Source organism: Streptomyces sp. NPDC017448, from assembly GCF_044330565.1.
GTDB lineage: Bacteria > Actinomycetota > Actinomycetes > Streptomycetales > Streptomycetaceae > Streptomyces.
In genome coordinates, this window is sequence record NZ_JBIRLM010000002.1 from 483250 (window position 1) to 509746 (window position 26497).

General features: G+C 71.6%; 26 protein-coding genes and 1 pseudogene. 11 read left to right on the forward strand and 16 right to left on the reverse strand.

The window, feature by feature from the left end; genetic code table 11:
• Window positions 1-14: 14 nt before the first annotated feature.
• Entirely contained in the window at window positions 15-335 is a 321-nt protein-coding gene (locus ACH4K1_RS06760) for a hypothetical protein (protein ID WP_398087274.1), read from the forward strand.
• 1242 nt (window positions 336-1577) lie between these two features.
• On the forward strand, window positions 1578-1952 hold the full coding sequence (locus tag ACH4K1_RS06765) for an SsgA family sporulation/cell division regulator (protein ID WP_398087275.1): 375 nt from the start codon (window positions 1578-1580) through the stop codon (window positions 1950-1952).
• Between the two features lie 57 nt (window positions 1953-2009).
• Here the strand turns inward: ACH4K1_RS06765 and ACH4K1_RS06770 are convergent, their stop codons facing one another.
• Complete coding sequence (locus tag ACH4K1_RS06770) at window positions 2010-2402, reverse strand: VOC family protein (RefSeq protein ID WP_398087276.1); 393 nt, start codon at window positions 2400-2402, stop codon at window positions 2010-2012.
• Window positions 2403-2752: 350 nt separating this feature from the next.
• On the opposite strand from ACH4K1_RS06770, the gene ACH4K1_RS06775 reads away from it, so the two are divergent.
• The 5 genes and pseudogenes from ACH4K1_RS06775 to ACH4K1_RS06795 all read left to right on the forward strand — a co-directional run bounded on the left by ACH4K1_RS06775 (window position 2753) and on the right by ACH4K1_RS06795 (window position 6282).
• Window positions 2753-2905 carry a hypothetical protein gene (locus ACH4K1_RS06775; protein ID WP_398087277.1) on the forward strand — a complete coding sequence of 51 codons (153 nt, stop codon included), beginning with the start codon at window positions 2753-2755 and terminating at the stop codon, window positions 2903-2905.
• A 383-nt stretch (window positions 2906-3288) separates the two neighbouring features.
• Complete coding sequence (locus tag ACH4K1_RS06780; RefSeq protein WP_398087279.1) at window positions 3289-3771, forward strand: DUF1360 domain-containing protein; 483 nt, start codon at window positions 3289-3291, stop codon at window positions 3769-3771.
• Window positions 3772-3896: 125 nt separating this feature from the next.
• Window positions 3897-4319 (forward strand): hypothetical protein, encoded by a 423-nt coding sequence (locus tag ACH4K1_RS06785; RefSeq protein ID WP_398087281.1) that lies wholly within the window; start codon window positions 3897-3899, stop codon window positions 4317-4319.
• 26 nt (window positions 4320-4345) lie between these two features.
• Window positions 4346-4906, forward strand: coding sequence for a hypothetical protein (locus ACH4K1_RS06790; protein WP_398087282.1), 561 nt, complete (start codon window positions 4346-4348; stop codon window positions 4904-4906).
• A gap of 181 nt (window positions 4907-5087) precedes the next feature.
• Window positions 5088-6282: pseudogene (locus tag ACH4K1_RS06795) on the forward strand (IS3 family transposase).
• A gap of 1103 nt (window positions 6283-7385) precedes the next feature.
• Here the strand turns inward: ACH4K1_RS06795 and ACH4K1_RS06800 are convergent.
• The gene (locus ACH4K1_RS06800) at window positions 7386-8714 is read right to left on the reverse strand and encodes a class I SAM-dependent RNA methyltransferase (protein ID WP_398087283.1); all 1329 of its coding nucleotides are present in this window, start codon (window positions 8712-8714) and stop codon (window positions 7386-7388) included.
• Window positions 8715-8884: 170 nt separating this feature from the next.
• On the reverse strand, window positions 8885-10963 hold the full coding sequence (locus ACH4K1_RS06805; protein WP_398087284.1) for an APC family permease: 2079 nt from the start codon (window positions 10961-10963) through the stop codon (window positions 8885-8887).
• A 322-nt stretch (window positions 10964-11285) separates the two neighbouring features.
• Here ACH4K1_RS06805 and ACH4K1_RS06810 point away from each other — a divergent pair, with 322 nt between their 5' ends.
• Together ACH4K1_RS06810 and ACH4K1_RS06815 are read left to right on the forward strand one after the other, a co-directional pair.
• Window positions 11286-11954: a TrkA family potassium uptake protein gene (locus ACH4K1_RS06810; RefSeq protein ID WP_073767397.1), complete on the forward strand. Its 669-nt coding sequence runs from the start codon at window positions 11286-11288 to the stop codon at window positions 11952-11954.
• A complete protein-coding gene (locus tag ACH4K1_RS06815; protein ID WP_398087286.1) occupies window positions 11954-12637 on the forward strand; it encodes a potassium channel family protein in 684 nt (227 codons plus the stop codon). The genes ACH4K1_RS06810 and ACH4K1_RS06815 overlap by 1 nt, the downstream gene beginning before the upstream one ends.
• 212 nt (window positions 12638-12849) lie before the next feature.
• Here the strand turns inward: ACH4K1_RS06815 and ACH4K1_RS06820 are convergent, their stop codons facing one another.
• The 8 genes from ACH4K1_RS06820 to ACH4K1_RS06855 form a co-directional block, all read right to left on the reverse strand.
• Window positions 12850-13632, reverse strand: a complete 783-nt coding sequence (locus tag ACH4K1_RS06820; protein ID WP_398087288.1) for a DUF3159 domain-containing protein — start codon at window positions 13630-13632, stop codon at window positions 12850-12852.
• A 3-nt stretch (window positions 13633-13635) separates the two neighbouring features.
• Window positions 13636-14061, reverse strand: coding sequence for an OB-fold nucleic acid binding domain-containing protein (locus ACH4K1_RS06825; protein WP_199876411.1), 426 nt, complete (start codon window positions 14059-14061; stop codon window positions 13636-13638).
• A 121-nt stretch (window positions 14062-14182) separates the two neighbouring features.
• On the reverse strand, window positions 14183-14878 hold the full coding sequence (locus tag ACH4K1_RS06830; RefSeq protein ID WP_398087290.1) for a response regulator: 696 nt from the start codon (window positions 14876-14878) through the stop codon (window positions 14183-14185).
• 259 nt (window positions 14879-15137) lie between these two features.
• Entirely contained in the window at window positions 15138-17684 is a 2547-nt protein-coding gene (locus tag ACH4K1_RS06835) for a DUF4118 domain-containing protein (RefSeq protein WP_398087291.1), read from the reverse strand.
• 234 nt (window positions 17685-17918) lie between these two features.
• Complete coding sequence (locus tag ACH4K1_RS06840) at window positions 17919-18653, reverse strand: ABC transporter ATP-binding protein (RefSeq protein WP_398087293.1); 735 nt, start codon at window positions 18651-18653, stop codon at window positions 17919-17921.
• A gap of 279 nt (window positions 18654-18932) precedes the next feature.
• Window positions 18933-19706 (reverse strand): DUF3710 domain-containing protein, encoded by a 774-nt coding sequence (locus ACH4K1_RS06845; protein WP_398087295.1) that lies wholly within the window; start codon window positions 19704-19706, stop codon window positions 18933-18935.
• Window position 19707: 1 nt separating this feature from the next.
• Window positions 19708-20238 carry a dUTP diphosphatase gene (gene dut, locus ACH4K1_RS06850; protein ID WP_073767413.1) on the reverse strand — a complete coding sequence of 177 codons (531 nt, stop codon included), beginning with the start codon at window positions 20236-20238 and terminating at the stop codon, window positions 19708-19710.
• A complete protein-coding gene (locus tag ACH4K1_RS06855) occupies window positions 20235-20819 on the reverse strand; it encodes a PaaI family thioesterase (RefSeq protein WP_032793197.1) in 585 nt (194 codons plus the stop codon). The genes dut and ACH4K1_RS06855 overlap by 4 nt, the downstream gene beginning before the upstream one ends.
• 58 nt (window positions 20820-20877) lie before the next feature.
• Between ACH4K1_RS06855 and ACH4K1_RS06860 the strand changes: the two genes are divergently transcribed.
• Window positions 20878-21336 (forward strand): DUF3093 domain-containing protein, encoded by a 459-nt coding sequence (locus ACH4K1_RS06860; RefSeq protein ID WP_398087296.1) that lies wholly within the window; start codon window positions 20878-20880, stop codon window positions 21334-21336.
• 91 nt (window positions 21337-21427) lie between these two features.
• On the opposite strand, the gene ACH4K1_RS06865 is transcribed toward ACH4K1_RS06860, so the two are convergent.
• The 4 genes from ACH4K1_RS06865 to ACH4K1_RS06880 all read right to left on the reverse strand — a co-directional run bounded on the left by ACH4K1_RS06865 (window position 21428) and on the right by ACH4K1_RS06880 (window position 25007).
• Window positions 21428-22390: a hypothetical protein gene (locus ACH4K1_RS06865; RefSeq protein WP_398087298.1), complete on the reverse strand. Its 963-nt coding sequence runs from the start codon at window positions 22388-22390 to the stop codon at window positions 21428-21430.
• Between the two features lie 14 nt (window positions 22391-22404).
• Window positions 22405-22701, reverse strand: coding sequence for a DUF4193 domain-containing protein (locus tag ACH4K1_RS06870; RefSeq protein ID WP_003965732.1), 297 nt, complete (start codon window positions 22699-22701; stop codon window positions 22405-22407).
• Window positions 22702-23106: 405 nt separating this feature from the next.
• A complete protein-coding gene (locus ACH4K1_RS06875) occupies window positions 23107-24348 on the reverse strand; it encodes a HAMP domain-containing sensor histidine kinase (protein ID WP_228988715.1) in 1242 nt (413 codons plus the stop codon).
• Between the two features lie 5 nt (window positions 24349-24353).
• Entirely contained in the window at window positions 24354-25007 is a 654-nt protein-coding gene (locus ACH4K1_RS06880) for a response regulator transcription factor (protein ID WP_307670284.1), read from the reverse strand.
• A gap of 394 nt (window positions 25008-25401) precedes the next feature.
• On the opposite strand from ACH4K1_RS06880, the gene ACH4K1_RS06885 reads away from it, so the two are divergent.
• Window positions 25402-25575: a hypothetical protein gene (locus tag ACH4K1_RS06885; protein ID WP_398087300.1), complete on the forward strand. Its 174-nt coding sequence runs from the start codon at window positions 25402-25404 to the stop codon at window positions 25573-25575.
• 112 nt (window positions 25576-25687) lie between these two features.
• On the opposite strand, the gene ACH4K1_RS06890 is transcribed toward ACH4K1_RS06885, so the two are convergent.
• Window positions 25688-26488, reverse strand: coding sequence for an inositol monophosphatase family protein (locus tag ACH4K1_RS06890; protein ID WP_398087302.1), 801 nt, complete (start codon window positions 26486-26488; stop codon window positions 25688-25690).
• Between the last annotated feature and the right edge of the window lie 9 nt (window positions 26489-26497).

The following is a 26497-nucleotide window of genomic DNA, read 5'->3' on the forward strand; positions in this document are numbered from 1 at the left end:
CGCATCATGAGGGCATGCCATCGGAGCGCGGCGGTCCGGACCGGACGGACGACGGGCGGTACGTGATCGTCCACGGCCGCCGCTGGCGCGCGACCGACCCGGACATCCCCGAGGAGGCGGCCGCCGCTCTGCGCTCGCACCTGATGGCGGCGCGCAGGGCGGTACGGGAGGCCGAGCGCACCGCGGACGGGGCCGCGCTGCGACGGGCCCGTGAACGGGTGCGCCGGGCCAAGGTCGCGCTCGGGGAGCGGGGGGACCCGTGGTGGGAGCAGACCGCCCGCGCACGGCGGTGGCGGGAAGGGCTCGCGTGGTTCGACCGCCACGACGGGGCCTGAGCCGCCGTTCCGGGCGCGGCGCGGCAGCCGGAGCGGGAGCGCCCGGGTCCTCACCCATCGGCCCGGCGTGTGCGGGCCCCCGGGCCGGGCGGCCCGGACTTCGCCCGGAGTGTGGCCGCCCCGGGCGGCTGGGCGGCTGGGCGGCCTTCCCCGGTCGCAGGCCGTAGAAGCGGACGGCGTCGCGAGATTCGCCGAAGCCCGTGCGGACGCTCCCGGCCGGACATCCGCGTCCGTCGCGGCCACCCCGCGTCCGCCGCCGCGAGGGAGCGCCGGGACGGGCGCGGGGGCTCAGTTCCGCCGCTCCAGGTCCCCTCGACCGGCCGGCACCCCTCCGCCCCCACCTCCACGGCGAAGAGCCGCCGCGACTCCCCCGCCCTGGCGGTGACCAGGACGTGGGTGCAGCTGTGCGCACCCGAGCAGTACCGCTTCACTCCGCTCACCACCCAGCCCGCACCCTGCCGGACGGCGGTGAGCCCCTCGCCCGGCGGCTCGGCGGCCCATACTCCCCACCGCTCCCCCGGGCCCGGCGGCGGCGCGCCCAGCTCGGCGAGGACGGCTGTGGCGTCCACATGCCCCTCGACCGGGCGGGCCGTGCTCAGACCGGTCTCGGCGACGGAACGCAGGGCTGCGAACCGCTCGGCGGTACGTCCGGAGCCCGGCAGCGGGAAGCTCAGCTCCCCGTTCCCGCTACGCGCGACCGTGTCGGCGAGCCCTTCCGCGGCGGCCGTCGGAAGGGGCATCGGCCCCGCGGAAGGCGAGGGCACCGGGGGGACCGGGCCTCGGTGGTCGGCGCCGTCCGCATCCTGGTCCACGTCGAGCTCCACGGTCCCCGGACGGGCGGGGCCGGACCCGGCGCGCGGCTCTGGCCGCCCGCAAGCCCCCGGGCCCGTTCGCGCGACGCCCTGAGCGTACGGAGCGAGGAGGGCCGTCCGGGTGAGTAGGGCGTCCGAAGGCGGGTACCAGCGGGGTGCTCAACGGTCAGGAAGCGGCTGTTCTCCCCTCTCCCTCCGGGAATCCACCTACTCTTCATCCGGGAAATCGATGCTCTCCCTCCGCGTACTCCGCCGACGGCTGGACCGCCTCGGCACGTTGCTCGGCCGCCCCGCACCCGCGGACCGGACCCTGCGGGCCGGCTTCGGCCGCTCCATCCGAAACCGGTCGGGAGACTCCTTGAGGACAGCAGCAGTCGACGGCTCCGGTGAGCCTGCCGCCCCTCCGACGTGGGTTCCCGCGCTCCTCCACGTGAGCGACGAAGACCGGGTGCCCGTGCTCGTGGAACTCCGCTACGAACGCGATGACCCTCTGGCGGTGGAGTTCACGTTCCACGGCCCGACCGGAACCCTGGCCCGGTGGAGCTTCTCCCGCGACCTCCTCCTCGCGGGCATGTGCGAGATCGCGGGCCAGGGCGAAGTGATGATCTGGCCCTCCGAGGAGGACCAGGCCGACACCACCTTGTTCCTGCGTCTGGGGCTCCAGGAACGCCACGCCCTCCTCGCGGTGCACCGCGCCCCCGTCCACCACTGGCTCACCCGCACCCTCGCCGCCGTTCCGCTCGGTCACGAGATGGCGGGGATCGACTGGGACGAAGAACAGCGCCGACTCCTCCGCACCGTGTGAACGGCGCCGGTACCGGACACGCACGCACTCGCGCCCGTTGCCGCCGTGGGAGTCCGGTCAGGAGACGAAGATGCAGAAGGGGTGGCCCGACGGGTCGGCGTAGACCCGGAAGGACTCGCCGGGTCCTTTCCCGTGGTCGAAGAGCAGACGGCCGTGGAGGGCGAGAACCCGTTCGTGCTGCGCCTGGAGGTCCTCGACGGAGGGGACGCTCAGATCGAGGTGCATCTGCTGGGGCACGGTCCCTTCGGGCCAGGTCGGCGCCGCCAGCCGGTCGACGTGTTGGAACGCCATGCGGGGCGCACCGTCCGCGGTGCGCAGGACCAGCCAGTCCCGTCCCGCCTCATCGGCCTCCCCCGCCTGGGGCGGCTCGTCCCCGGGGCGGTAGACCAAGCCGAGCAACACGCGGTAGAACTCCGCGAGTTCCCTGGGCTCGGTGCTGTCGAGCACCACTTGGCACAGCTTCAACGAGTTCTTATCAGCCGACAAGGCCATCGCCTCCCACGGTCGCCCTGCCCCGCGAACCGGAGAGCAAACGGGGCGAAGCCGCCGACTGCGTCGGCACGTCCGTCCGGACGCCCCTTCATGGTGCCGACCCGGCGAGAGAGCAACCGCGGCGATCGGCCGGCGCGCCGACGGGCGAACGCCGGCCGCCGACGGGCGCGCACCCCGCCGCCCCGTCCTGAGACGCAGGCGGGAAGACGGTCACCGAAGAAACGTCTATCACAGACCAAAACGGGCACTCCTCACATGCACGCGGGGGGGCGCGGCAGCCCCCCCAGAACAAGGAAGAGAGCAGACTCATGCAGGAGAAGACACCGTCCCAGGCCGAGGGCGAGCGCCCGGACGACGAAACCGCCCAGGCTGCGGAGCACCGGGCCGCGGACCCCGGACGTACGACGCCCTCGCAGGCCGAAGGGGACAGGGAAACCGAGGGTGACGACGACGATGCGTAGACGCCGGCGGCCCTGGGCCTGCGGGGGCGTCCCCCAGGGGCGGGCCCCTGCGCACAGCCGTACGGGTGAGCGGCCCGCTGATCCGGCAGGGAGCCCTCCGTGACCACCGCGTGAGCGTCCACGGTGGTGGAGGGGGCGCGACCCGACAGCGACCCGACCTCCACGACCCTGCTCAGCCTCTGACCCGCTTCCCCGCCCGGAACGGCTGCGACGGCTGCGACAAGGCATACCGGAGTGAATAAGAGGCACTCTCACCGGATGAGAAGGCCCTCCTCCCCGGGGGGCGATCCCCCGACCCCCACGTCCCGGAGGTACCCGCCATGAAGAAGACCGTGCGCCGAAAAGGTGCTCTCCTGCGGAGGGCCGAGGAGGCCTTCCACCGCGTGAACAGGTCCTATGCGCCGCCGAAGGAGCATCAACTCGCCGGGCACCTCGGTTCCCTGGCCGCTTTCACCGCCTACACCGGCGTCTGGGGCGCCGCGGTAGCCATGCGAAGGAACCGTCTTCCGGACCACCACCAACCGCTGGACCTGCTGGTGACCGCAGCCGCCGTCTTCCGACTCGGACGGCTGCTCACCAAGGGTTCGGTCACCAGCCCGCTCCGAGCACCGTTCACTCGGTACGAGGAGGTGTCGGGCCCCGCGGAAGTCAAGGAAAGTCCTCGCGGAGGTGGTGTCAGGTCGACCGTGGGAGAGCTGGTGACCTGCCCGTTCTGCCTGAGCGTCTGGCTGACGACCACCTTCACCGGCGCCCATCTGCTGTGGCCGCGTGCCACGCGGACGGTCACGGGAGGTCTGACGGCCCTCGCGGTGGCCGACACCCTGCAACTGGGCTACGACTGCCTCCTCCAGAAGAACACCGAGTGATCCTTACGCCGCCGCCCTCGTGCAGCAGCGTCGCCAGGGCCGGACAGGGCGGACAGGATGGTGCCTCTCAGCCGCCAAGGTTGCTCTTCCAGGATCGTTGAACGCGCCCTTCGTCAGCACCAGCCGTGGCGTACCCGGCGTGGTCCCAACAGCTCGCCCGCGGAACTCTGGAGCGTCTACCGCTCCGCCTTCACGGCGGAGCGGGGGACCGCGGTCGTACCGGCGCGGGACGACGCCGGGCCGCTGCCGCAGAACCCTCGCTCCTGGCCCAGGCCCATGCGGAGGCGATCGAGGCATGGATCAAGGGGCCTCCGCCGGCCTCCAACGGCGACGTCAAGTCGTTCTACGACACGGTGCCCAGCGGCGAGACCAGTGGCCGCAGCGTGAGTAAGCAGCCGGTGGACCCCAACGACCCTCTGTCCGGGTACAAGCAGGGCGGTTTGAACGCCAAGGCGTACGACGTGAGCGGTGTCGACACGCGTATCCGCTACGACAGCAGCCGCAACCCTCCGTTCACTGTCATGACGTCGATGCCCTCCAAGTCCTAGCGAAAGCCGAGAAAGGCCAGCACCACATGTCCGTCGACCAGACGTCCTGGGAAGCCGCGGTACGCCACTTGTACGAGGACGCGTGCCCGTACGACGCCACGGGCCCGCGTCGCCACGAGAACTGGGTCCTCGACGTCCTCGCTCTGATGGCACGGGCCCCGGACCCCCGCGGTTGGACCGGTCTCGATGACGCGGCTCAGAACTCGGAGCGCGAGGCGTCCCCCACCTACCCCTTCGTCACCCACCCGCCGGAGTACATCGCGAGCCGCCTCCAGGAGATCGATCGAGACAGCGCCGAGAACCTGCTCCTCGCCCTTACCGACGACGGCTGCACCCTGTCCAACCTGAGTCGCTTCGCCGAAAGCGAGACGGAGCTTCGGGCGATGGCGCGCACGATCCTCACGCGCTACGGGGACTCCGCCAGTTTCCACACCAACGTCAACAAGCCCGGTCACGTGAGCGGCACGCTCGACTTCACATCGTCGGGCTGGGCGTACAGCCCGCTGAGCGTGTACTCGGAGGACTACGGCCTGATCGTCGTCTCGGACACCGAGGTGGGCATGTTCTGGAACTTCGCCGACTACTGACCCGTCTGCCACCCCTGGGAGCTCGGCTCCTGGCGAGGCAATTTGAGAGGATGCCCCGTGCTGACCCGATCCGCCTCCTATCCGGACCGGGAGACCGCCCAGTGGGCGGTGAGCTGTACTGAGATTTGTGGAGTCCCTGATGCCAGGGTTACGGCCCTGGCGAAGGAGAACCACCAGCACCATGGCAGCACCACATAAGTACCCGGATGAACTGCGCGAGCGCGCGATCCGTGAGGTCCGCACCACCGGCCGCCCGATCACCCACGTCGCGAAGGACCTCGGCATCCACAAGGAGGCCCTGCGTGGCTGGGTCCGCCGGGCCGAGGCCGACCGCGGCGAGCGGGACGACCGGCTCACCACCGCCGAGCTCGACGAGCTGAAGCAACTTCGCAGCGAGAATGCGGAGTTGAGGCGGGCGAACGAGATCCTGAAAGCCGCATCGGTGTTTTTTGCCCAGGAGATCGACCGTCCCCGGACGAGGCCGAGCAGGTGATCGACCATCTGCGTCACAGAGGTCTCGGGGTCGATCCCGTCTGCGGGTGCTGGAGCCGTCGCCGTCGACGTACTACACCCGCAAGAAGCGGCCCAAGTCCGCCCGCCGGCTCCGCGACGAACAGCTCATGCCGCTGGTCGAAGAGGTCCATGCCGAGTCGGGCGGCACCTACGGCGCCCGCCGGATCACGCGGGCCCTCGGGCGTAAGGGCGTCGAGGTGGCCCGCTGCACCGTCGAGCGGCTGATGGCCGAGCCCGGCCTGGAAGGCGTCATCCGTGGCCGGCGGCGCCGGACCACGGTTCCGGAGCCGTCGGCGCCGCGTCCGCCGGACCTGGTCGACCGCGACTTCACCGCCTCGCGACCCGGCCAGCTGTGGGACGCGGACATGCCCTATGTCCGCACCTGGTCGGGGTGGGCGTATGTGGCGTTCGTCCTGGACGTGTACTCGCGGATGATTGTCGGCTGGCAGATCGCGAACCACATGCGGACAGAACTCCCCTTGGACGCCCTGGAGATGGAGCTGTGGCGACGTCGGATCAAGAAGGACTCCGGGCTGATACATCACAGCGACCGCGGGTCGCAATACGTATCAATTCGGTATGCCGACCGGCTCTCTGAGATCGGCGCCTACGCGTCGGTCGGCTCCGTCGCGGACAGCTACGACAACGCGATGGCCGGGGCTCTGAACGGCACCTTCAAGGCCGAGCTGATCGAGATGCAGGACCCCTGGAAGGACGTCGACCAGGTAGAGCGGACGATCTTCCAGTGGATCACCTGGTACAACGAGGAGCGTCTTCACTCCGCGCTCGACTACGTTCCGCCGGTCGAGCACGAAGAAGCCTTCTGGCGGAGCCACGAGCAAATTCCGAGTCCGCCTGAATGAAACAAGATCGGACTCTACGAAACTCGGGGCAGCTCAGGTCGTCCTCGTCATGGCCTCCAGAGCACGCCATGGCATCGTCATCACCCGCGCACGGTCTCTCATCTCCGAGGCAGGGAAACCCTACGCCACGCGCGAGAGCCAGGGGTGGACTGTGATCGTCGAGGCATGCCCTATGAACGCCAACACTCTCACCCAGCACATCTCCACACTGGTAACCCAACCCGCCCGTGGGGATGAGTCCGCGTCCGCACCGCCACAAGCGTCAGAACGGGTATGAACCGAGCCCCCGGGCGATTCGGTGGCCGCTGGCACAGTAGGCCAATGATCCCTTCGCTCTTCGCCGACGTCCCAGCCCGAGCAGCGAGACGAGGCCCGGCAACCTCGACAGGTTGCCGGACCTGCGTGCAGTCGGTAGGTGCATGATCATGGCTCGTCGCCAGGCTTCTGCCCTGCCCTCGCAGGCAGTCACCCAGCGCGCCCTTGGGCAGCGCCTCCGCCCCTGCCACCACGACCCGCCGCAACGGCACTTCCTGGAGAGGATCTGGGGAGTATCGACGGTCCCGGGGAGCGCGTGGGGCGGATCGACCGCGTAACGCAGCACGATCCGGAAAGACGCGGAAAGACTTGTCCGCGCAGGTCAGAGGTGGGCACAGCCGCATCGATGCAGGTCAGCGCCACCAGGTAGACAACTTCATGACGTAGTCCACTGGGTCCAGCAAGGCCCACCTGAACCCTTTCCGCACAGAGCCGACGACCGCGACCAAGATCAGGGCCATACGCGGGCCGGACTCAGGAAAGCAAGAGGCGCAGACAACGTTTCTGCTGGTCAGCGCAGCACAATCTCCGTACTGCCAGCAGACGAAGAACCTACTGGCACTCCGCGCAGGTGGCTGAGCAGGATCGCTCAGCACCGCGAAATTCCCGGCGCCTTGCCACACCCGCGCAGTCAGGAGGCCACCTGATCAGCAGGGCAACGCGCCTGACGGCCCATCAGAACGAGCGCCAAATGAGCGTCACGATGCCTCTGAGAGCGTCATTTCAGCGTCAAGATATCGCCCGTAACGCCCACAATGCACATAGCGCACACGACCCAAACCTGCAGGTCAGGATCCCTTCGCGGCCGGTTCGAGGATGGCGACGCACTCCACGTGATGCGTCATCGGAAACAGGTCGAACGCCCGCAGCGTCCGCACCTTGTACCCGCCCTCCGCGAAGTACGCGAGGTCGCGGGCCAGGGCCGCCGGGTCGCACGCGACGTAGGCGATGCGACGGGCGCCCAGGGTGGACAGGTGCTTCACGACCTGCTTGCCCGCGCCCGCGCGGGGCGGGTCCAGGACGATCAGGTCGCACTCGGTGATGCCCGTGCGGGGCAGGACCTGGTCGACCTTGCCGTGTTCGATGCGGACGCGGTCGAGGTCCTTCAGGTTGTGGCGGGCGTCCTCCACCGCGCGCTTGCCGGACTCGATGCCGAGGACCGCGCCCTTCTCGCCGATGCGCTGGCCGATGGCTCCGGCGAACAGGCCGACGCCGCAGTAGAGGTCGAGCGCCGTGTCGCTCTTGCGGGGCAGCAGCCCCTGCATGACCGCGCGGACCAGGGTGTTGGCGGCCTGCGGGTGGACCTGCCAGAAGCCTCCGGAGCCGACGCGGTAGGTGCGGTCGTCGGCGCGCTCGCGGACGAAGGCGCGGCCGTGGACGCGGTGGACGCCGCCGTCCTTCTCGTCGACGCGGAGCACGGAGACCGGCTTGTCCAGCTCCACCAGGGGGAGCCGGCCGCCGGGCTTCGGGGTGAGGATGACCTGGCGGTCGTTCGAGCCGGTGGCGGTGATGGCCTCTACAGCGGCGATCTGCGGCCACTCGCGCTTCTCGACGCCGAGCTCCGAGACGCCGGGCGCGGCGATCAGGCAGCGGTCGATCGGCTCGACGTCGTGCGAGCGGTGCTTGCGCAGGCCCACGCGGCCGTCCGCGTCGACGGCGTACTGGACGCGCGTGCGCCAGGCCGGAACCTCCCCCGGGGGAAGCTTGTCGCCCTCGGCCGGCATGACCGTGCCGTCCCAGCCGGCCTCCTCGGGGGTCAGGCCCGCCAAGCGCTGCAACTGCTCGGCGATCACCTCGCCCTTGAGGCGGCGCTGCGCCCCGGGCTTGGCGTGCTGCCAGTCGCAACCGCCGCACTTGCCGGGGCCGGCGTACGGGCAGGGCGCCTCGACCCGGTCCTTGGACGGTTCGAGGATGCGTACCGCGTCGGCCCGCAGGAAGCGGGAGTCCGTGTCGCCCTCGGTGACCTTGGCGATGATCTTCTCGCCCGGGAGCGTGTGGCGTACGAAGAGGACCTGGTTCTCCGCGGTGCGGGCGATGCAGTGGCCTCCGTGCGCCACGGGACCGACCTCGACCTCGTACTCCTCCCCGACCAGCGACGACGTGGGTTCGTTCTGCATGAGGGGAGGCTCCTGGAGGAAGGGGGTGAACGGTCCGGCCCGCGGGCCGGACAACAGCCCACCAGTCTACGCGGACGCGGTCGAGCCGCCGACCAGGGCGGGCGGGCCCGCCGCCTCTCCCCCTTCGGGACAGCGCTCAGCCCCCGGGACCGCGTCCGGTGCCGGCCCGCTCACCCTTTGCCGCCCCGCCCCTTGCCGTTCTGCTCCTTGCGATGCGGGTCCTTGTGGCGGCGTTCCACCGGGCCCCGGCGGACCGAACCCGGGGCGTTCCAGTCGGCGCGCCTGCGGGCCCGCTTCTTCGCGGCCTCGGAGGACTGGAGCTGGTACGGGACGGAGGTCACCATGACGCCCGGGGTGAAGAGCAGGCGGCCCTTGAGGCGCAGGGCGCTCTGGTTGTGCAGCAGGTGCTCGTACCAGTGGCCGACCACGTACTCGGGGATGTAGACGCTGATCACGTCGCGCGGGCTCTGGCGGCGCAGCCCCTTGACGTACTCGATGACCGGGCGGGTCACCTCGCGGTAGGGCGAGTCGAGGATCTTGAGGGGGACGTTGATGCCGCGGCGTTCCCAGTCCTCGCGCAGCGCCCGCGTCTCGTCCGGGTCGACGCTGATGGAGAGCGCCTCCAGGTGGTCGGCGCGGACCAGCTGGGCGTAGGCGAGGGCGCGCAGGGTGGGGCGGTGGAGCTTGGAGACGAGGACGATGGCGTGGACGCGGGAGGGGCGAGCGCTCTCGTCCGCGGGGGTCTCGTCGGCGGCGATCTCCGCGGCGACCCGGTCGTAGTGCTTCCGGATCGCGGTCATCGTGCCGTAGAAGATGACCATCCCCAGCAGCGCCACCCACGCGCCGTGGGTGAACTTGGTGGCGAGGACGATCACCAGGACCACGCCGCAGAAGAAGGCTCCGAAGGCGTTGATGGCGCGGGAGCGGACCATGTGGCGGCGCTTGGCCTGGTCCCGTTCGTCGGTCAGGAGGCGGTTCCAGTGCCGCACCATGCCGGTCTGGCTGAGCGTGAAGGAGACGAACACCCCGACGATGTACAGCTGGATCAGCTTCGTGGAGTCGGCTCCGTAGATCCAGACGAGCAGGATCGCCGCGCCGGCCAGCAGCACGATGCCGTTGGAGAAGGCGAGGCGGTCGCCGCGGGTGTGCAGCTGGCGCGGCAGGTAGCGGTCCTGGGCGAGGATCGAGCCGAGCAGGGGGAAGCCGTTGTAGGCGGTGTTCGCGGCGAGGAAGAGGACCAGGGCGGTGGCGGCGGCGAGGACCATGAAGAGGAACGATCCGTGGCCGAAGACCGCCTCGGCGACCTGGGCGATGACGGGGTCCTGGGTGAAGTCCGCGCCGACCGGGACGCCGTCGCGGATCAGGTCGACCGCCGGGTGCTCGGCCATCTTGACGTCGGTGGCCAGGGCGAGGCCGATGATGCCGCAGAACATGGTGACGGCGAGCAGGCCCATCAGCGCCAGCGTGGTCGCGGCGTTCCTGCTCTTCGGCTTGCGGAAGGCCGGCACCCCGTTGCTGATCGCCTCGACCCCCGTGAGGGCGGCGCAGCCGGAGGAGAAGGCCCGCAGCAGGAGGAAGAGAAGCGCGAAACCGGCCATTCCCTGGTGCTCGGGCTTGATCTCCAGGTCGGAGGTGGGGGCGTGCATCGCCTCACCGAGGACCAGTCCTCGGAAACTGCCCCACAGGATCATGAGAAAGACGCCGGCCACGAAGAGATAGGTGGGGATGGCGAAGAGTTTTCCCGACTCCTTCACTCCGCGCAGGTTCATCAGGGTGAGCAGGACGATGGCGCCGATGGCGCAGGCCGTCTTGTTCTCGACGACGAACGGGACCGCGGAGCCCAGGTTCTCGACGCCGGAGGAGATCGACACGGCGACGGTGAGGACGTAGTCCACGAGCAGGGCGCTGGCGACGGTCAGCCCGGCCTTCGGGCCGAGGTTGGTGGTCGCGACCTCGTAGTCGCCGCCCCCGCTGGGGTAGGCCCGGACGTTCTGCCGGTAGGAGGCGACGACCGTGAACATCAGGACGACGACCGCCACCGCGATCCAGGGGCTGAAGTGGTAGGCCGACACCCCCGCGATGGAGAGCACGAGGAGGACTTCTCCCGGTGCGTACGCCACCGAGGACAACGGGTCGGACGCGAAGACGGGCAGGGCGATGCGCTTGGGGAGAAGGGTCTCCCCGAGCTTGTCGCTGCGCAGCGCCCGGCCGATCAGGATCCGTTTGGGCACGTCGGTCAGTTTGGACACGCTGAGGATCGTAAACGGAGCCGACGGCCGAAACGCACGCCCTTTCGACGCGCCCCCGCAATCTCCTGCGGTCGGCCGAGAACGACTTGCCATTCTTTAACGCGATCCTTGCGTTCGTGCGCCCTTTTTTGCTTTTCCTTTACCGGTGCGGAGGGCGACGGGGAGACGCGGATGAGGCGTCGGCTCCCCCGGCGCTTAAGCTCGTCCCCGGGCCACACCGCGGGTGTGCGCCCCGTTGTTTGCCCAGCAAGCCGAGAGAGAAGTGTGAGCAGCGTGTTTTCGCAGGTCAGCCGGATGACCAGGACGGCGGGGTAGGCGCACAGTGCACATCGTCATCATGGGCTGCGGGCGCGTCGGAGCCGCTCTCGCACAGACCCTGGAACAGCAGGGGCACACCGTCGCGGTGATCGACCAGGACCCCACGTCGTTCCGTCGCCTCGGGTCCGGATTCGGAGGCCGCCGGGTCACCGGCGTCGGCTTCGACCAGGACACGCTCCGCGAGGCGGGCATCGAGGACGCCGGGGCGTTCGCCGCCGTCAGCAGCGGCGACAACTCCAACATCATCGCGGCCCGGGTGGCCCGCGAGATGTTCTCCATCGAGAACGTCGCGGCGCGGATCTACGACCCCCGGCGCGCCGAGGTCTACCAGCGTCTCGGCATCCCCACCGTGGCGACGGTGCGCTGGACGGCGGACCAGATGCTGCGGAGGCTGCTGCCCTCGGGCGCGGAGCCCCTGTGGCGCGATCCGAGCGGGGGGGTGCAGCTCGCGGAGGTGCACACGACGCCGTCCTGGATCGGCCACCGGATCAGCACGCTCCAGGAGGAGACGGGGGTCCGGGTGGCCTTCCTGACCCGGTTGGGCGAGGCCATACTGCCGACCTCGCAGACCGTCCTGCAGGAGGGCGACCTCGTCCACGTGATGATGCGTACGGACGAGATCGCCAAGGTCGAGGCGGCGTTCGCCCAGGGTCCTGAGGAGGACGGTCACTGATGCGTGTGTCGATTGCCGGGGCGGGGGCGGTGGGCCGCTCCATCGCCGCCGAGCTGCTGGAGAACGGTCACGAGGTGCTGCTGATCGACAAGGCGCCGACCGCCATCTCGGTGGAACGGGTTCCGATGGCCGAGTGGCTGCTCGCGGACGCCTGTGAGATCACGTCGCTGGACGAGGCGGCGCTGCAGCGCTGCAACGTGGTGATCGCCGCGACCGGGGACGACAAGGTGAACCTGGTCGTCTCGCTGCTCGCCAAGACCGAGTACGGCGTGCCGCGCGTGGTGGCCCGGGTGAACAACCCGAAGAACGAGTGGCTGTTCAACGAGTCGTGGGGTGTGGACGTCGCCGTCTCGACGCCGCGGCTGATGTCGGCCCTGGTCGAGGAGGCGGTGAGCGTCGGCGATCTGGTCCGGTTGCTGCGCTTCAGCCACGGCGACGCCAACCTGGTCGAGCTGACGCTGCCGCCCGAGTCGGCGCTGGCCGGCACCCTGGTCGGTGACGTCGCCTGGCCCGAGGACACCTCGTTGGTGACGATCATCCGGGGTACGCGGGTGCTGACCCCGAGCCCCGAGGAGACGCTGGAGGCCGGGGACGAGCTGCTGTTCGTGGCCGCCCAGGCGCGCGAGGAGCAGCTGGAGGACCTGCTGTCGGTCCGGAACGGCCCGGGGTCGTCGGAGGACTGACCCGCCGGACGGCCGGAGGGCCGAACCGTCTGCGTCCTGCGAAAGGGGCCCGGGACCGCTCAGCGGTCCCGGGCCCCTTTCACCACGTGCTCGCGAACGCCGCGTCGGCCGCCGGCGTACGGGGCGGACGCGGACGGCCCCCACGGCCAGGGCGTCGCGTGCCCCGGGCGTACGGGCCGGACGCGCGGAAGCGGCTGTCCGGCTGGTACCGGTCAGGCTTCCGGGTCGCGGGCGGCGGCGGCCTTGCGCTCCTTCTCGGCCTGCTCCTCGGCCTCCATCTCGGCGAAGACGTCGATGGGCGCCGGCGCCTTCGCGAGGAAGACCCAGGTCAGGTAGACGGCGAGCAGGAACGGCGGGATCTTGAGGGCGATGAGCACCCAGCCGAACTGGGTGGTGTCGGCCCACCAGTAGAGCGGGAAGAGGATCGCGCACTTGGCCAGCAGGATGAAGCCCCACGCGTAACTGGCCTGGGTGTACGCCTTCTTCCGGCCCGGGTTGCGGGTCCGCCAGGAGAGGTTCTCCTTGAAGACCGGACCGAGGATCAGACCGATCAGCGGCACCCCGGCGGCGGCGGTGGCGATGTAGGCGACCGCGAGGCCCAGGGTGTAGAGCATGCCCGGCAGATAGAAGTCCTTGGCGTTGCCCGTCATCATCGCGAAGACGACGCCGAAGGCCACCCCGAAGACGCCGCTGAAGGCGTGCTTCACGGTGTCCCGGCGGATCAGCCGGACGGCGACGAGGGCCAGGGACACGGCGAGGGCCGCGATGGCCGAGATGTGCAGGTCCTTGTTGACCGTGAAGATCGTGACGAAGAGCAGCCCGGGGAGGACTGTCTCCACCATCCCGCGCACCCCGCCGAACGCCTCGAAGAGAGCGGCCTCGGTGACGGTCCGCGTCTCCGCGTCCTGCTGGGCGGCGTGCCTCCCGCCGGTGGGCTGCGGGTCGGTGCGGTGGGGCTGGTCCGTGTCGGACGTCGGCTTGTCGAGAGACGTCACCGGCTACTCCTTGCCGAGCGGTCGGAGTTCGTATGTGGGGTTGAACAGCACCCGGCGGCCGTGGCTCATGGCGACCCGTCCCGAGGCGATGATCCGGCGGCCGGGTTCTATCCCGACGATGGCACGGCGGCCGAGCCAGACCACGTCCAGGGGTTCGGTGCCGTCGAAGAGCTCCGCCTCCAGGGCGGGGACGCCGGCCCGGGGGCGGAGGGTGACCGTCCGCAACGTACCGGCCACCTTCACGATCTGGCGGTCGGAGCACTCGGAGATCCGGGTGCACCCGGTGGCCTGCGCGTCCTCCCGCAACTCCTCGGACTCCAGGTCCTCCTGGGAGCTGGAGAGCCGGTCGAGCATACGGCGGAAGCGGCCGGAAGGTCTCGCCGCCTTCCCGGCCTTCCCGGCTTTCTCGGATCGGGGAACAGCACTCATACCCGAAGGGTACCGGTCCGGAGTCCGGTGCACGGCGGGCCGGGGCGACCACGCGGAGGAGCGGTGCCGGGGCGCCTGGCGCCACGGCCGCGGGCCCGCTCGGCGAGGGGTTCGAAGTACGTCAGCCGCGTTCGAACCGGTAGCCCATGCCCGGCTCGGTGACGAAGTGGCGGGGGTGCGAGGGGTCCGCCTCCAGCTTGCGGCGCAGCTGGGCCATGTAGACCCGCAGGTAGTTGGTCTCGGTGCCGTAGGACGGGCCCCAGACCTCCTGGAGGAGCTGCTTCTGGCTGACCAGGCGGCCGCTGTTGCGGACGAGGACCTCCAGCAGGTGCCATTCGGTGGGGGTGAGGCGTACGTCGCGGCCGCCCCGGTGCACCTTCTTCGCCGCCAGGTCGACGGTGAAGCCGGGCGTCTCGACCACGGCGATGTCCTCGGCGCCGCCCTCCTGGCCGACCGGTTCGGCCCGGCGCACCGAGGCGCGCAGCCGGGCCAGCAGCTCGTCCATCCCGAACGGCTTGGTGACGTAGTCGTCCGCCCCGGCGTCCAGGGCCTCCACCTTCTCGTCGGAGGTGTGGCGTGCGGAGAGGACCAGGATCGGAACCCGGGTCCAGCCGCGCAGCCCCTTGATCACCTCGACCCCGTCCATGTCGGGCAGTCCGAGGTCGAGGAGGACGACGTCGGGGTGGCGGGCGGCGGCGAGCTGGAGGGCGGTCGCCCCGTCGGGCGCGGCGTCGACCTCGTACCGCCGGGCCTTCAGGTTGATCACGAGGGCGCGGACGATCTGCGGCTCGTCGTCGACCACAAGCACCCGGGTCATCGCGGACCTGCCTTTCTGCTGCACGGGGAGGGAGCAAGAGCTCTGCTGCACGGGGAGGGGGAGGGGGCTTCGGTGTACGGGGGGACGTACGGGGAGGGGTCGCGCCCGGACGGACCGGGAAGGGCACGGGGCCGAGGCCGGGCGGCGTGCCTCCCGGGCAGCCCCGGTCCACGCGGCAGCGCCACGTACGCCCCGGCACTCCCCGGACCACAGGGCCGCGCTGCGTACGCTCCGGCGCACGCCGGTCCTCGGGGGCGCGTCACGACGTCACCCGGGCCGGCGGTTCGGCGTCGGCCCCCCCGCCGCCCGCCGCCGCCGCGGCGAGGGTGAGGACCATGGTCAGGCCACCGCCGGGGGTGTCCTCGGCGTCCAGCGTGCCGCCCATGGCCTCGGCGAAGCCCCGGGAGACGGCGAGGCCGAGCCCCACTCCGGAGCCGCGCGGGGCGTCCCCGTACCGCTGGAAGGGTTCGAAGATCCGGTCCTTGGCCTCGTCGGGGACGCCCCGGCCCCGGTCCACCACCCGCAGCTCGACCCGGCTGCCGAGGGCGCTGGCGGCCACCGCCACCGGCTCCCGGCCCGGGTGGTACTTGACGGCGTTCTCCACGAGGTTGGCGACGACGCGTTCCAGGAGCCCGGGGTCGACGGCCACCATCGGCAGCGTCTCGGGGATGTCGAGCTCGACGCTGCCCTCGGGGACGCCGCCGAGCGCCATCGGGACCACCTCGTCGAGGTCGATCTCGCGGATCAGCGGCCTCACGGTGCCGGTCTGGAGGCGGGACATGTCGAGCAGGTTGCCGACGAGGTGGTCCAGCCGGTCGGCGCCGTCCTCGATGCCCTCCAGCAGCTCCGCCTCGTCCTCCTCCGACCAGGCGACGTCGTCGGAGCGCAGCGAGCTGACGGCGGCCTTGATGGCGGCCAGCGGGGTGCGCAGGTCGTGGCTGACGGCGGCGAGCAGGGCGGTCCTGATCCGGTTGCCCTCGGCCAGCCGGCGGGCCTGCTCGGCCTCCCCGACCAGCCGCTGGCGGTCCAGGACGACGGCGGCCTGGGCCGCGAACGCGCCGAGCACCCGGCGGTCCTCGGCGGGCAGCACCCGGCCGGAGAGCGCGAGGGCCAGGTTGTCGCCGACCGGCATGTCCACGTCGGCGTCGTCGGGGCGGGCGACCGGGGCCGGGCCGACGGAGCCGGCGCAGCTCCACGGCTCCACGTCGCTCTTGCGCTCCAGCAGCGCGACGGACTCCATGGCGAAGGTCTCCCGGACCCGCTCCAGCAGGGCGTCCAGGGCGGTCTCGCCGCGCAGCACGCTGCCGGCGAGGAAGGAGAGGATCTCCGACTCGGCGCGCAGCCGGGCGGCCTGATGGGTGCGCCGGGCGGCGAGGTCCACCACGGAGGAGACCGCGACCGCCACCGCGAAGAAGATCCCGATGGCGACCAGGTTCTCCGGGTCCTGCACGGTCCAGGTGTGGGTGGGCGGGGTGAACCAGTAGTTCAGGAGCATGCACCCCACGGCGGCCGAGGCCAGCGCGGGCCTCAGTCCGCCGAGCAGGGCGGCGGCGACCGTCAGGAAGAGGAAGAGGAGGACGTCGTTGGCGAGGCCGGGGGCGTCCTCCATGGAGCGCAGCACCACCGCGAGCAGGACGGGGCCGACCACGCCGACGAGCCAGCCCCAGATGATCCGGGCCCGGCCGAGCCGGGCGCCCCGGGCGATGGGCAGGCCGCGGCCCTTGGCGACCTCCTCGTGGGTGACGATGTGGACGTCGAGGTCGGGGCCCGACTCGCGGGCGACGGTCGCGCCCACCCCGGGCCCGTACACGTACTGCCAGGCCTTGCGGCGGCTGGAGCCCAGCACGATCTGGGTGGCGTTGACGCCCCGGGCGAACTCCAGCAGGGCCGCGGGTATGTCGTCGCCGATGACGTGGTGGAAGCTGCCGCCCAGGTCCTCCACCAGGGTGCGCTGGACCGTCAGCTCCTTCGGGGACGCGGAGGTCAGGCCGTCGCTGCGGGCGATGTAGACGGCGAGGATCTCGCTGCCGGAGCCCTTGGCCGCCATCCGGGCGGCGCGGCGGATGAGGGTGCGGCCCTCGGGCCCGCCGGTCAGCCCGACGACGATGCGTTCGCGGGCCTGCCAGGTGGTGCGGATGTTGTGCTCGCCCCGGTACTGCTGGAGGTACTCGTCGACCCGGTCCGCGACCCAGAGCAGGGCCAGCTCGCGCAGGGCCGTGAGGTTGCCGGGGCGGAAGTAGTTCGAGAGGGCGGCGTCCATCTTGTCGGGCTGGTAGATGTTGCCGTGCGCCATCCGGCGGCGCAGCGCCTGGGGCGACATGTCGACCAGTTCGATCTGGTCGGCCCGGCGGACCACCTCGTCGGGGACGGTCTCGCGCTGCCGGACTCCGGTGATCGACTCGACGACGTCGCCGAGCGACTCCAGGTGCTGGATGTTGACCGTGGATATGACGTCGATCCCGGCCTTCAGGAGCTCCTCGACGTCCTGCCAGCGCTTGGCGTTGCGGGAGCCGGGGACGTTGGTGTGGGCCAGCTCGTCCACCAGGGCGACGGTGGGGGCGCGCTCCAGGACGGCGTCGACGTCCATCTCGGTGAAGACGGCGGAGCGGTAGCCGATCTCGCTGCGCCGGACCTGCTCCAGCCCGTGCAGCAGCACCTCGGTACGCGGCCGGCCGTGGTGCTCCACGAAGGCCACCACGCAGTCGGTGCCGCGCTCGACCCGGCGGTGCGCCTCGGACAGCATCGCGTACGTCTTGCCGACGCCCGGTGCCGCGCCCAGGTAGATCCGGAGTGTGCCGCGTCCCATGGCCCCATTGTCTTCTTCCGTCCGGCCCCGTCGTTCCGGCGGCCGGTGGCGCGCCGGGTGCGGCTGCCGCCTCGACGCTACTCCGCCGGAGCCGGCCGTTCGGTGCCGGGAGTGCCGATGAGGCGCGAATTGACGGAACTCTGATGCGCGTCGGGTGGGGAACGGGCAGGTCACCGGGGGTGAGGCGGAGCGGGACGGCCGTGGGTGGCCGGGGAGGGCGGGGCCGGCGTCGGGTCAGCCCTGTTCGACGATGTGGCCGTCGCTCAGCTCCAGGACCCGGTCGGCCAGGCCCAGCAGCTGGGGGTCGTGGGTGGCGACGAGGGCGGTGACGTTCTCGCTGCGGACGACCGCGCGGAGCAGCTCCATCACGGCGAGCCCGGTCTCGGCGTCGAGCTGCCCGGTGGGCTCGTCGGCGATCAGGAGCGCGGGCCGGTTGGCGAGGGCGCGGGCGATGGCGACGCGCTGCTGCTGGCCGCCGGAGAGCTCGCCGGGGCGCTGCTCGGCGTGGTCGGCGAGGCCGACGAGGGAGAGCAGCAGGGCGACCCGCTCCTCGCGCTCGGCCGGGTCGGCCTTGCGCAGCCGCAGGGGTACGCCGACGTTCTCGGCGGCGGTCAGGATCGGGATGAGGCCGAAGGACTGGAAGATGAAGCCGATCCGGTCGCGGCGCAGCTCCAGCAGGCCCTTCTCGCCGAGGCCGGACAGCTCGGTGCCGTCGACGGTGATCCGGCCGCCGTCCGGGGTGTCGAGGCCGCCGACCAGGTTGAGCAGGGTGGTCTTGCCGGAGCCGGAGCGGCCCTTGAGGGCGACCAGCTCACCGCGCGGGATCTGGAACGAGACGCCCCTCAGCGCGTGCACCGCCGCCGCCCCGCTCCCGTACGAGCGGTGCAGGTCCTCCACCTCGACCATGACCGTGCGGACCGGCTCCTCGGCCAGGGCCGTGCCGGACCGGCCGCCGGTGTTCTCGGTCATGCTGCTCCCCCGTCGTGCGTGGCCTGCGTCGTCGCCCGCCCAGTATGTGCGCGCGGCACACGGCCGGGCAATGGGGTACGCGAGCTGCCGGGCGCACGGGGGCCGGGGGGCGTGCGAAAGCCGGTGGACGTGCGAAAGCCGGTGGACGTGCGAAGGCCGGTGGGCCGCACCCGGGCGGGGGTGCGGCCCACCGGCCGTGGCCGCGCGGAGCGGCCGGGTGGCGCGACAACACGCGTGGGAGCGGCGTCACCCGGCAGGCGTCCGTTCGACGCCAAGCCCCTAGCGGACCTCGGTGATCTCGGGGCCGCGCTGGAGCTGGCCCATGCCCCCGGAGAACTTCGAGCCCTCCTGGTCCTCCTGCTGCACGCCCTCGGGCACCATCTGGGCGTCGTCGGGGAGCTTGAGGACGATCGGGTCGCGGGGGGCCATCGGGCCCTCGCCGCGGACGACCACGGTGTCCCGGAAGATCGTCTCCAGCAGCCCGGCGGCCTGCGGCTGGACGGCGCCCTGGCCGGAGATCACTCCGCGCAGGAACCAGCGGGGCCCGTCGACGCCGACGAAGCGCACGAGCTGCACCCCGCCCGTGCCGTCGGGAAGCTGTACGGGGACCTGGGCTCGCAGCTCCCAGCCCAGCGGGCCCTCGACCTCCTCGATCACCCCGCCCTGCTGGGTGATGCCCGCGGCGATCTCGTCGCGGACCTCGCCCCAGATGCCCTCCTTCTTGGGGGCGGCGAACGCCTGCAGCTGGATCGCGCTGTCGCGCAGCACGACGGTGGCGGCGACGATCGCGTCCCCGGCCACCTCGACGCGCAGCTCCATGCCTTCGACGCCGGGGACGAAGATGCCGCCCAGGTCCACCCGGCCCTCGCCGGGGTGGGTGACCTCGGAGCTGTCCCAGGGCCCGTCCGGCCGGGGGGCCGGCGGGAGGTTCATCCGGCGGGCGCCGGTGCCGGCCCCGTCGGATGCGCCCGGCTCGTCGGCGACCTGCTCGGCCTCGCGCACCTCGTCCGCCGCGTCCTCGGCGGAACCACTCTTCTTGCGACGTCCGAACACGTCACTGTCCTTCCCGGTCGGATACGACCGAAGCGTAGCTGTTCCCACCGTGGGTGATCCCGCCCTCGGCGCCGTCCACCGACGCATGGCCGCCGGTGGACCCGAAGCCCCCTTCGGCCCGCGCCGAGCCGGGAAGTTCCGCCACCTCGTGGAAGCGCACCTTCTCGACCTGCTGGACAACCAGTTGGGCAATCCGGTCGAACCGTTCGAATCGCACGCTCTCGCGTGGATCGAGGTTGACCACGATCACCTTGATCTCCCCACGGTACCCGGCGTCAACCGTCCCCGGGGCATTCACGAGGGCCACTCCGCAGCGGGCGGCGAGGCCGGAGCGGGGGTGCACGAACGCGGCGTACCCGTCGGGCAGGGCGATCGCGACCCCGGTGGGGAGCACCGCGCGCTCGCCGGGGGCGAGTTCGGCGGCCTCGGTGGTGACCAGGTCGGCCCCGGCGTCGCCCGGGTGCCCGTATGCCGGAATCGGCGCTTCCGGGTCGAGGAGGCGGATCAGTACGTCGACGGGGGCGCGGGTCACGGGTTCACCTCGAACGCGCGGGCCCGGCGGACCTGGTCCGGGTCGGACATGGCCGCCCGGATCTCGGCGGGTCGGCCGTTGTCGATGAAGTGGTCGACCTTGACCTCGATGAAGAGGGCGTCGGCGCGGACCGCGACGGGCCCGTCGGGGCCGCCGATCCGGCCGGTGGCGGTGGAGTAGATCTTCCGGCCGTGCACGGCGGTGATCCGGGCGTCGAGGTGCAGCACGGTGTCCACGGGGACGGGGCGGACGAAGTCGGTCTCCAGCCGTCCGGTCACCGCGATCGTGCGCAGCAGCCAGTTCAGTGAGCCGAGGGTCTCGTCCAGCGCCGTCGCGAGCACGCCGCCGTGGGCGAGGCCGGGGGCGCCCTGGTGGGCCGGCTGCACGGTGAACTCGGCGGTCACGCTCACGCCTTCGCCGGCCCGCGCCATCAGGTGCAGTCCGTGCGGCTGTCCTCCGCCGCAGCCGAAACAGTGTTCGTAGTGCGCTCCGAGAAGCTCGCCGGGGGCGGGCGCGTCGGGGTGCCGGACCGGGGCGACGGCGTCGGCCGGAGGTGTCAGAGCTGCTGATGTTCCACTCACAGGCGCAGACCTTACCCGCGCGGTGGTCCGCCGGTCCCACCGTGCCAAGCTTGGTGCCATGCAGCCTTCCGCACCGCCCTTCGACGAACGTCTCACCGCTCCCCGTTCCTGGTGGCTCATCGCCTTCGGGGTCGGTGTCGCCTGCGCGCTGATGCTTCTGCCGCTGGGCACTCTGCCGATGCTCGCCGGACTGGTGGGCGGCGGCGCCGCGGCGGCGGTCGTGGTGAGCAGCTACGGCTCCGCCCGGATCCGGGTGGTGGCGGGGGCGCTCGTCGCCGGGGACGCCCGGATCCCGTTGTCGGCGCTCGGCGAGCCCGAGGTGCTGGACGCGCGGGAAGCGCTGGCCTGGCGCACGCACAAGGCGGACGCGAGGGCGTTCATGCTGCTGCGCGGCTATGTGGAGACGGCGGTGCGGGTGGAGGTCACGGACCCGCAGGACCCGACGCCGTACATCTTCCTCTCCACGCGGGATCCCCGGGGCCTGGCGGCGGCGTTGAGCGCGGTCCCGGCCGCCTGAGCGGACATTTCCGGCCCGGGGCCGCGCGGTCGCCCTCGCCCGGGCCGGGCCCCGCTCGGTGCGGGGCCCGTGTGCGAGGCCCCGCGGTCGTTCAGGGGCCCTCGATCTCCTTGGGCAGCACGGCCGGGTCCGCGGGCTGCTCCAGCGGCGGCAGGGCGGGCAGCCGGTCCCAGGGGACCTGGTGCTCGCGCAGGTCGTTCCTGATCCGGTCGGCGAGCTTGCGGGTGTCGCGGCGGTTCATCGTGGCGCCCACGGCGGCGCCGATCATGAACGGGAGCAGGTTCGGCAGATTGCGTGCCATGCGCTTCATGATCTGCTGGCGCAGCTCACGCTTCATCTGGCCGCCGAGAGCGGTGTTGAGGGTGGTGGGCCGGGTGACGTCGATGCCGCGCTCCTCCGTCCACGACGTCAGGTACGCGCTGCTGCGCTGGCCGAGGTTGCCGGGCGGGCGGCGGCCGTAGATCTCGTGGAGCTCGGCGACGAGCTTCATCTCTATGGCGGCGACGCCGGTCACCTCCGCCGCCAGTTCGGCGAACATGGCCGGCGGTACGGGCATCATGGCGGCGGCCCCGATGCCTGCGCCGACGGTCGCGGTGCCCCGGCAGGCTCCCGTGACCAGCTTGTCGGCCAGTTCCTCGGGCCCCAGCCCGGGGAACTGCCTCCGCAGCGTGGCGAGGTCGCGCACGGGCACCCGGGGGGCCGTGTCGATGATGCGGTCGGCCAAGTGGGCGGCCAGCGCCTTCGCGCTCTCCCCGCTCTTGCGCACGCCCCGTTTCACGACGTGCAGACGGCCCCCGGTCGTGGGGTCCGCCCGGTCCTGCCTGTCCTGCTCGGCGGGCCGGTCCGGCAGCGGGGCCGCCCCGGCCACCTCGAGCGAGGCCGAACGGCCTCGCTCGTCGTCGGAACCGCCGGAAGGGCCCGGCGGGGTGGCGGACCGCTCGGCAGACGCGTGAGCACCCTCTGCCGGGCCTGTACCGCCCGTACCGTCCTGCTGTGCCTGCTGGCCGTGCCGGCGCCAGGGGCGCCGTTTCCGGAACGGTGTCTCGCCTGCCACGGCCGACTCGACTCTCAGTCGCAGTCGCGGCAGATGGGCTGACCGTTCTTCTCGCGGGCCAGCTGGCTGCGGTGGTGCACCAGGAAGCAGCTCATGCAGGTGAACTCGTCGGCCTGCTTGGGCAGCACCCGGACGGCCAGCTCCTCGTTGGAGAGGTCCGCGCCGGGCAGCTCCAGGCCCTCGGCCGCGTCGAACTCGTCGACGTCGACGGCGGAGGCCGTCTTGTCGCTCCGGCGCGCCTTGAGCTCCTCGAGACTGTCCTGGTCGACGTCGTCGTCGGTCTTGCGTGGGGTGTCGTAGTCCGTTGCCATGTCGCTCTCCCCCTCTTGGGTTCATACGGGTGTCTCAGCGCACGTAACGCGTGAGAGGCCGGACTTGTGCCCGACCTGAGGCGGAGATTTTGCCTCACATCAAGGTCTGTTACTCAATCGACACCCGACCGGCCGCCTCGGCGAGGCTCGGCTTGGGTGGCGATGGGGACCGTACACGGTCCCGTCCGTGCAGTTCACAGGAGCCACCCCGTGTACTTCCCGTGATAATGATCCCCGAAAACCCGGGCGTTTACCGGCTTTCCGGCGGACTCACCGTCACGGTGCGTAGATGGACGAAAAATCGCCCATGTGATCGATCACACATGACCCAGCCGGGGACGGGTCATGAAAATTCCGCCCAAAGCGAACAAAAAGATGCGGTGCGCTCTCACCGCGCGCAGCTTCTCAGACCGGCAGGGTGACGCGCATCACGAGCCCCCCGCCCTCGCGGGGCTCCGCGATGATACGGCCTCCGTGGGCCCGCGCGACGGACCGCGCGATCGACAGGCCGAGCCCGACGCCCTTGTCGCTGCCCGTGCGCTCCGTACGCAGCCGACGGAAGGGCTCGAAGAGATTGTCGATCTCGTACGCCGGGACCACCGGGCCGCTGTTGGAGACGGTCAGCAGGGCCTGCCCGTGCCGGACCTCCGTGGCGACCTCCACCCAGCCGTCCTCGGGCACGTTGTAGCGTACGGCGTTCTGCACGAGGTTCAGGGCGATCCGCTCCAGCAGGACCCCGTTGCCCTGGACCACGGCCGAACCCCGCTCCCCGCGGATCTCGACCTTCTTCCCCACCGCCTCCGTCCGGGTCTGGTCGATGGCGCGCTCGGCGACCTCCGCCAGGTCCACCGGTTTGCGCTCGACGATCTGGTTGTCGCTGCGGGCCAGCAGCAGCAGGCCCTCGACCAGCTGCTCGCTGCGCTCGTTGGTGGCCAGGAGGGTCTTGCCGAGCTGGTGGAGCTCCGGCGGGGCCTCCGGGTCGGAGAGGTGGACCTCCAGCAGGGTGCGGTTGATCGCCAGCGGGGTGCGCAGCTCGTGCGAGGCGTTGCCGACGAACCGCTGCTGCGCGGTGAACGCCCGCTCCAGCCGGTCCAGCATGTCGTCGAAGGTGTCCGCCAGCTCCTTCAGCTCGTCGTCCGGGCCGTCCAGCTCGATCCGGCGGGTGAGGTCCGTCCCGGCCACCCGGCGCGCGGTCCGGGTGATCCGCCCGAGCGGGGAGAGGACGCGTCCGGCCATGGCGTAGCCGAAGGCGAAGGCGATCACGCTGAGGCCGACCAGGGCGAGGAGCGACCGGTTGAGCAGGGTGTCCAGGGCGTGCCGCCGCTGGGTGGCCGTGCACGCCTTGATCGTCTCGTTCACCTGGTCGATGTTGGTCGCGGAGGCGAGCTGCGGGCAGGCGTCGCTGGCGATCAGCACATTGGTCCCGCCGACCTTGAGCTCCAGGCTTCCCGCGTCGTGCAGAGCCTGCGCGGCCAGCATGTAGATGATCGACAGCAGCACGATGCCGGCGATCAGGAACATCCCGCCGTACAGCAGCGTGAGCCGTATCCGGATGGTCGGGCGCAGCCAGGGGTACGGGGGCTCCTGCTGCTTGGGCTCCCAGGTGGGCTTCGGAGGCGCCGCGGGGGGCTCCGGGGTGGTGACCATGGTCCTCAGATCCGGTATCCGGAGCCCGGCACGGTGACGATGACGGGAGGTTCGCCGAGCTTGCGGCGGAGCGTCATCACCGTGACCCGCACCACGTTGGTGAAGGGGTCGGTGTTCTCGTCCCACGCCTTCTCCAGCAGCTGCTCCGCCGAGACGACCGCGCCCTCGCTGCGCATCAGGACCTCCAGCACCGCGAACTCCTTCGGGGCGAGCTGGATCTCCACGTCGTCGCGGAAGACCTCGCGGCGGTTCGGGTCGAGCTTGATGCCGGCGCGCTCCAGGACGGGCGGCAGCGCCACCGTCGTACGGCGGCCCAGCGCACGCACCCGGGCGGTCAGCTCGCTGAAGGCGAAGGGCTTGGGCAGGTAGTCGTCCGCGCCCAGCTCCAGCCCCTCCACCCGATCGCTGACGTCGCCGGACGCGGTGAGCATGAGCACCCGGGTGGGCATCCCCAGCTCGACGATCCGGCGGCAGACGTCGTCCCCGTGCACCACCGGGAGGTCCCGGTCCAGCACGACGACGTCGTAGTCGTTGACCCCGATGCGCTCCAGGGCCGCGGCTCCGTCGTAGACGACGTCGACGGCCATGGCCTCCCGGCGCAGTCCGGTGGCCACCGCATCGGCGAGCAGCTGCTCGTCCTCGACGACGAGTACGCGCACGGCGCAGTCCTTCCTTCGGTCCTTCGATGGGTTCACGGAGCGAGCGGCCCACGCCGGGGCCGCTCGGACGCGGGCAGCGATGCCCACTGTGTGGTCCCATCCTGCCCGCAACGCGCATAAACCGGCGGTAAGGCGGCGGGAGGGCCGCCCGCCCGCCGGTCCTCCCGCGCACCGCCCCCGGGAAAGTGCCGGATTTCCGGAACAGTTGAGGTTTCTCTGAGGCTGGGCATGGGGATGAGGGGTTCACACCCGCGATCACGCCTGCCACGTGGCATCCCACGGCCCGCTCTTCTTACCCCCGAGCAGCGGCGCGATCACCCGCTCCTCCGGCTCTCCGGCCGGGGGGATCCCGGGCACACCCCCGTGCCACCGACCCACGATGAGGGGGCGCATCATGGACGCTTTCACCGCAGGTCTGCTGCACCGCATCAAGACGACCGAGTCCGACCTCACGCGGGCGCGCGAGGAGGGCGACGACTTCCTCGCCGACGTCGAGCAGGGCGAGCTGGACGACCTTCACCGTCTCGCCGCCGAGCACGGCGTGAACATCGGCGCCACCACCGTCTGAGCCGTACGCCGCGGGGCCCCGGACACCGCCATGGTGTCCGGGGCCCCGCGGCGTGTGCGGCGCCCGCACACCCTTCGCCGCGGCCTTTCCGGCGCGGCGGGCGTGCGCCGCGTCAGTCGTGCCAGGCGCCCAGCTCCTCCAGTGCGGCCTGGAGCGGCTCGAAGACGCCCGGGGCGGCGGCCACCGTCAGGTCGCCGTCGGCGGGCAGGCCGGGGCGCCCGCCGGTCAGCGCGCCCGCCTCCCGGGCGATGAGGTCGCCCGCGGCCAGGTCCCAGGGGTGCAGCCCGCGCTCGTAGTAGCCGTCGAGACGGCCCGCCGCCACATCGCAGAGGTCGATGGCGGCCGAACCGCCGCGCCGGATGTCCCGGAGCCGCGGGATCAGCCGCCGGGCCACCTCCGCCTGGTGGGCGCGGACGTCGGCGACGTAGTTGAAGCCGGTCGAGACGAGGGCCTGGTCCAGCGGCGGGGCGGGCCGGCAGCGCAGGGCCTCGCCGTTGGCGAACGCGCCGCCGCCGAGGACCGCCTGGAAGGTCTCCCGGCGCATCGGGGCCTCGACGACGCCCACCACCCGCTCGCCGTCGCGTTCGGCGGCGATGGAGACGGCCCAGGTGGGCAGCCCGTAGAGGTAGTTCACCGTGCCGTCGAGCGGGTCGATGACCCAGCGGATGCCGGTGGTGCCCGGTGAGCCGGCGCCCTCCTCCCCCAGGAAGCCGTCGTCGGGGCGGAAGTCGGAGAGGTATCCGGTGATCAGCTTCTCGGCGGCGATGTCCATCTCGGTGACCACGTCGATGGGGCTGGACTTGGTCGCCGCCACCTCCAGGTCGGCCGGGCGGCCGTCGCGCAGCAGGGCTCCGGCGCGGCGGGCCGCCTCCAGGGCGAGGTCGAGCAGTTCGGAGAGGTCGGGGTCGGTCACGGTGCTCCC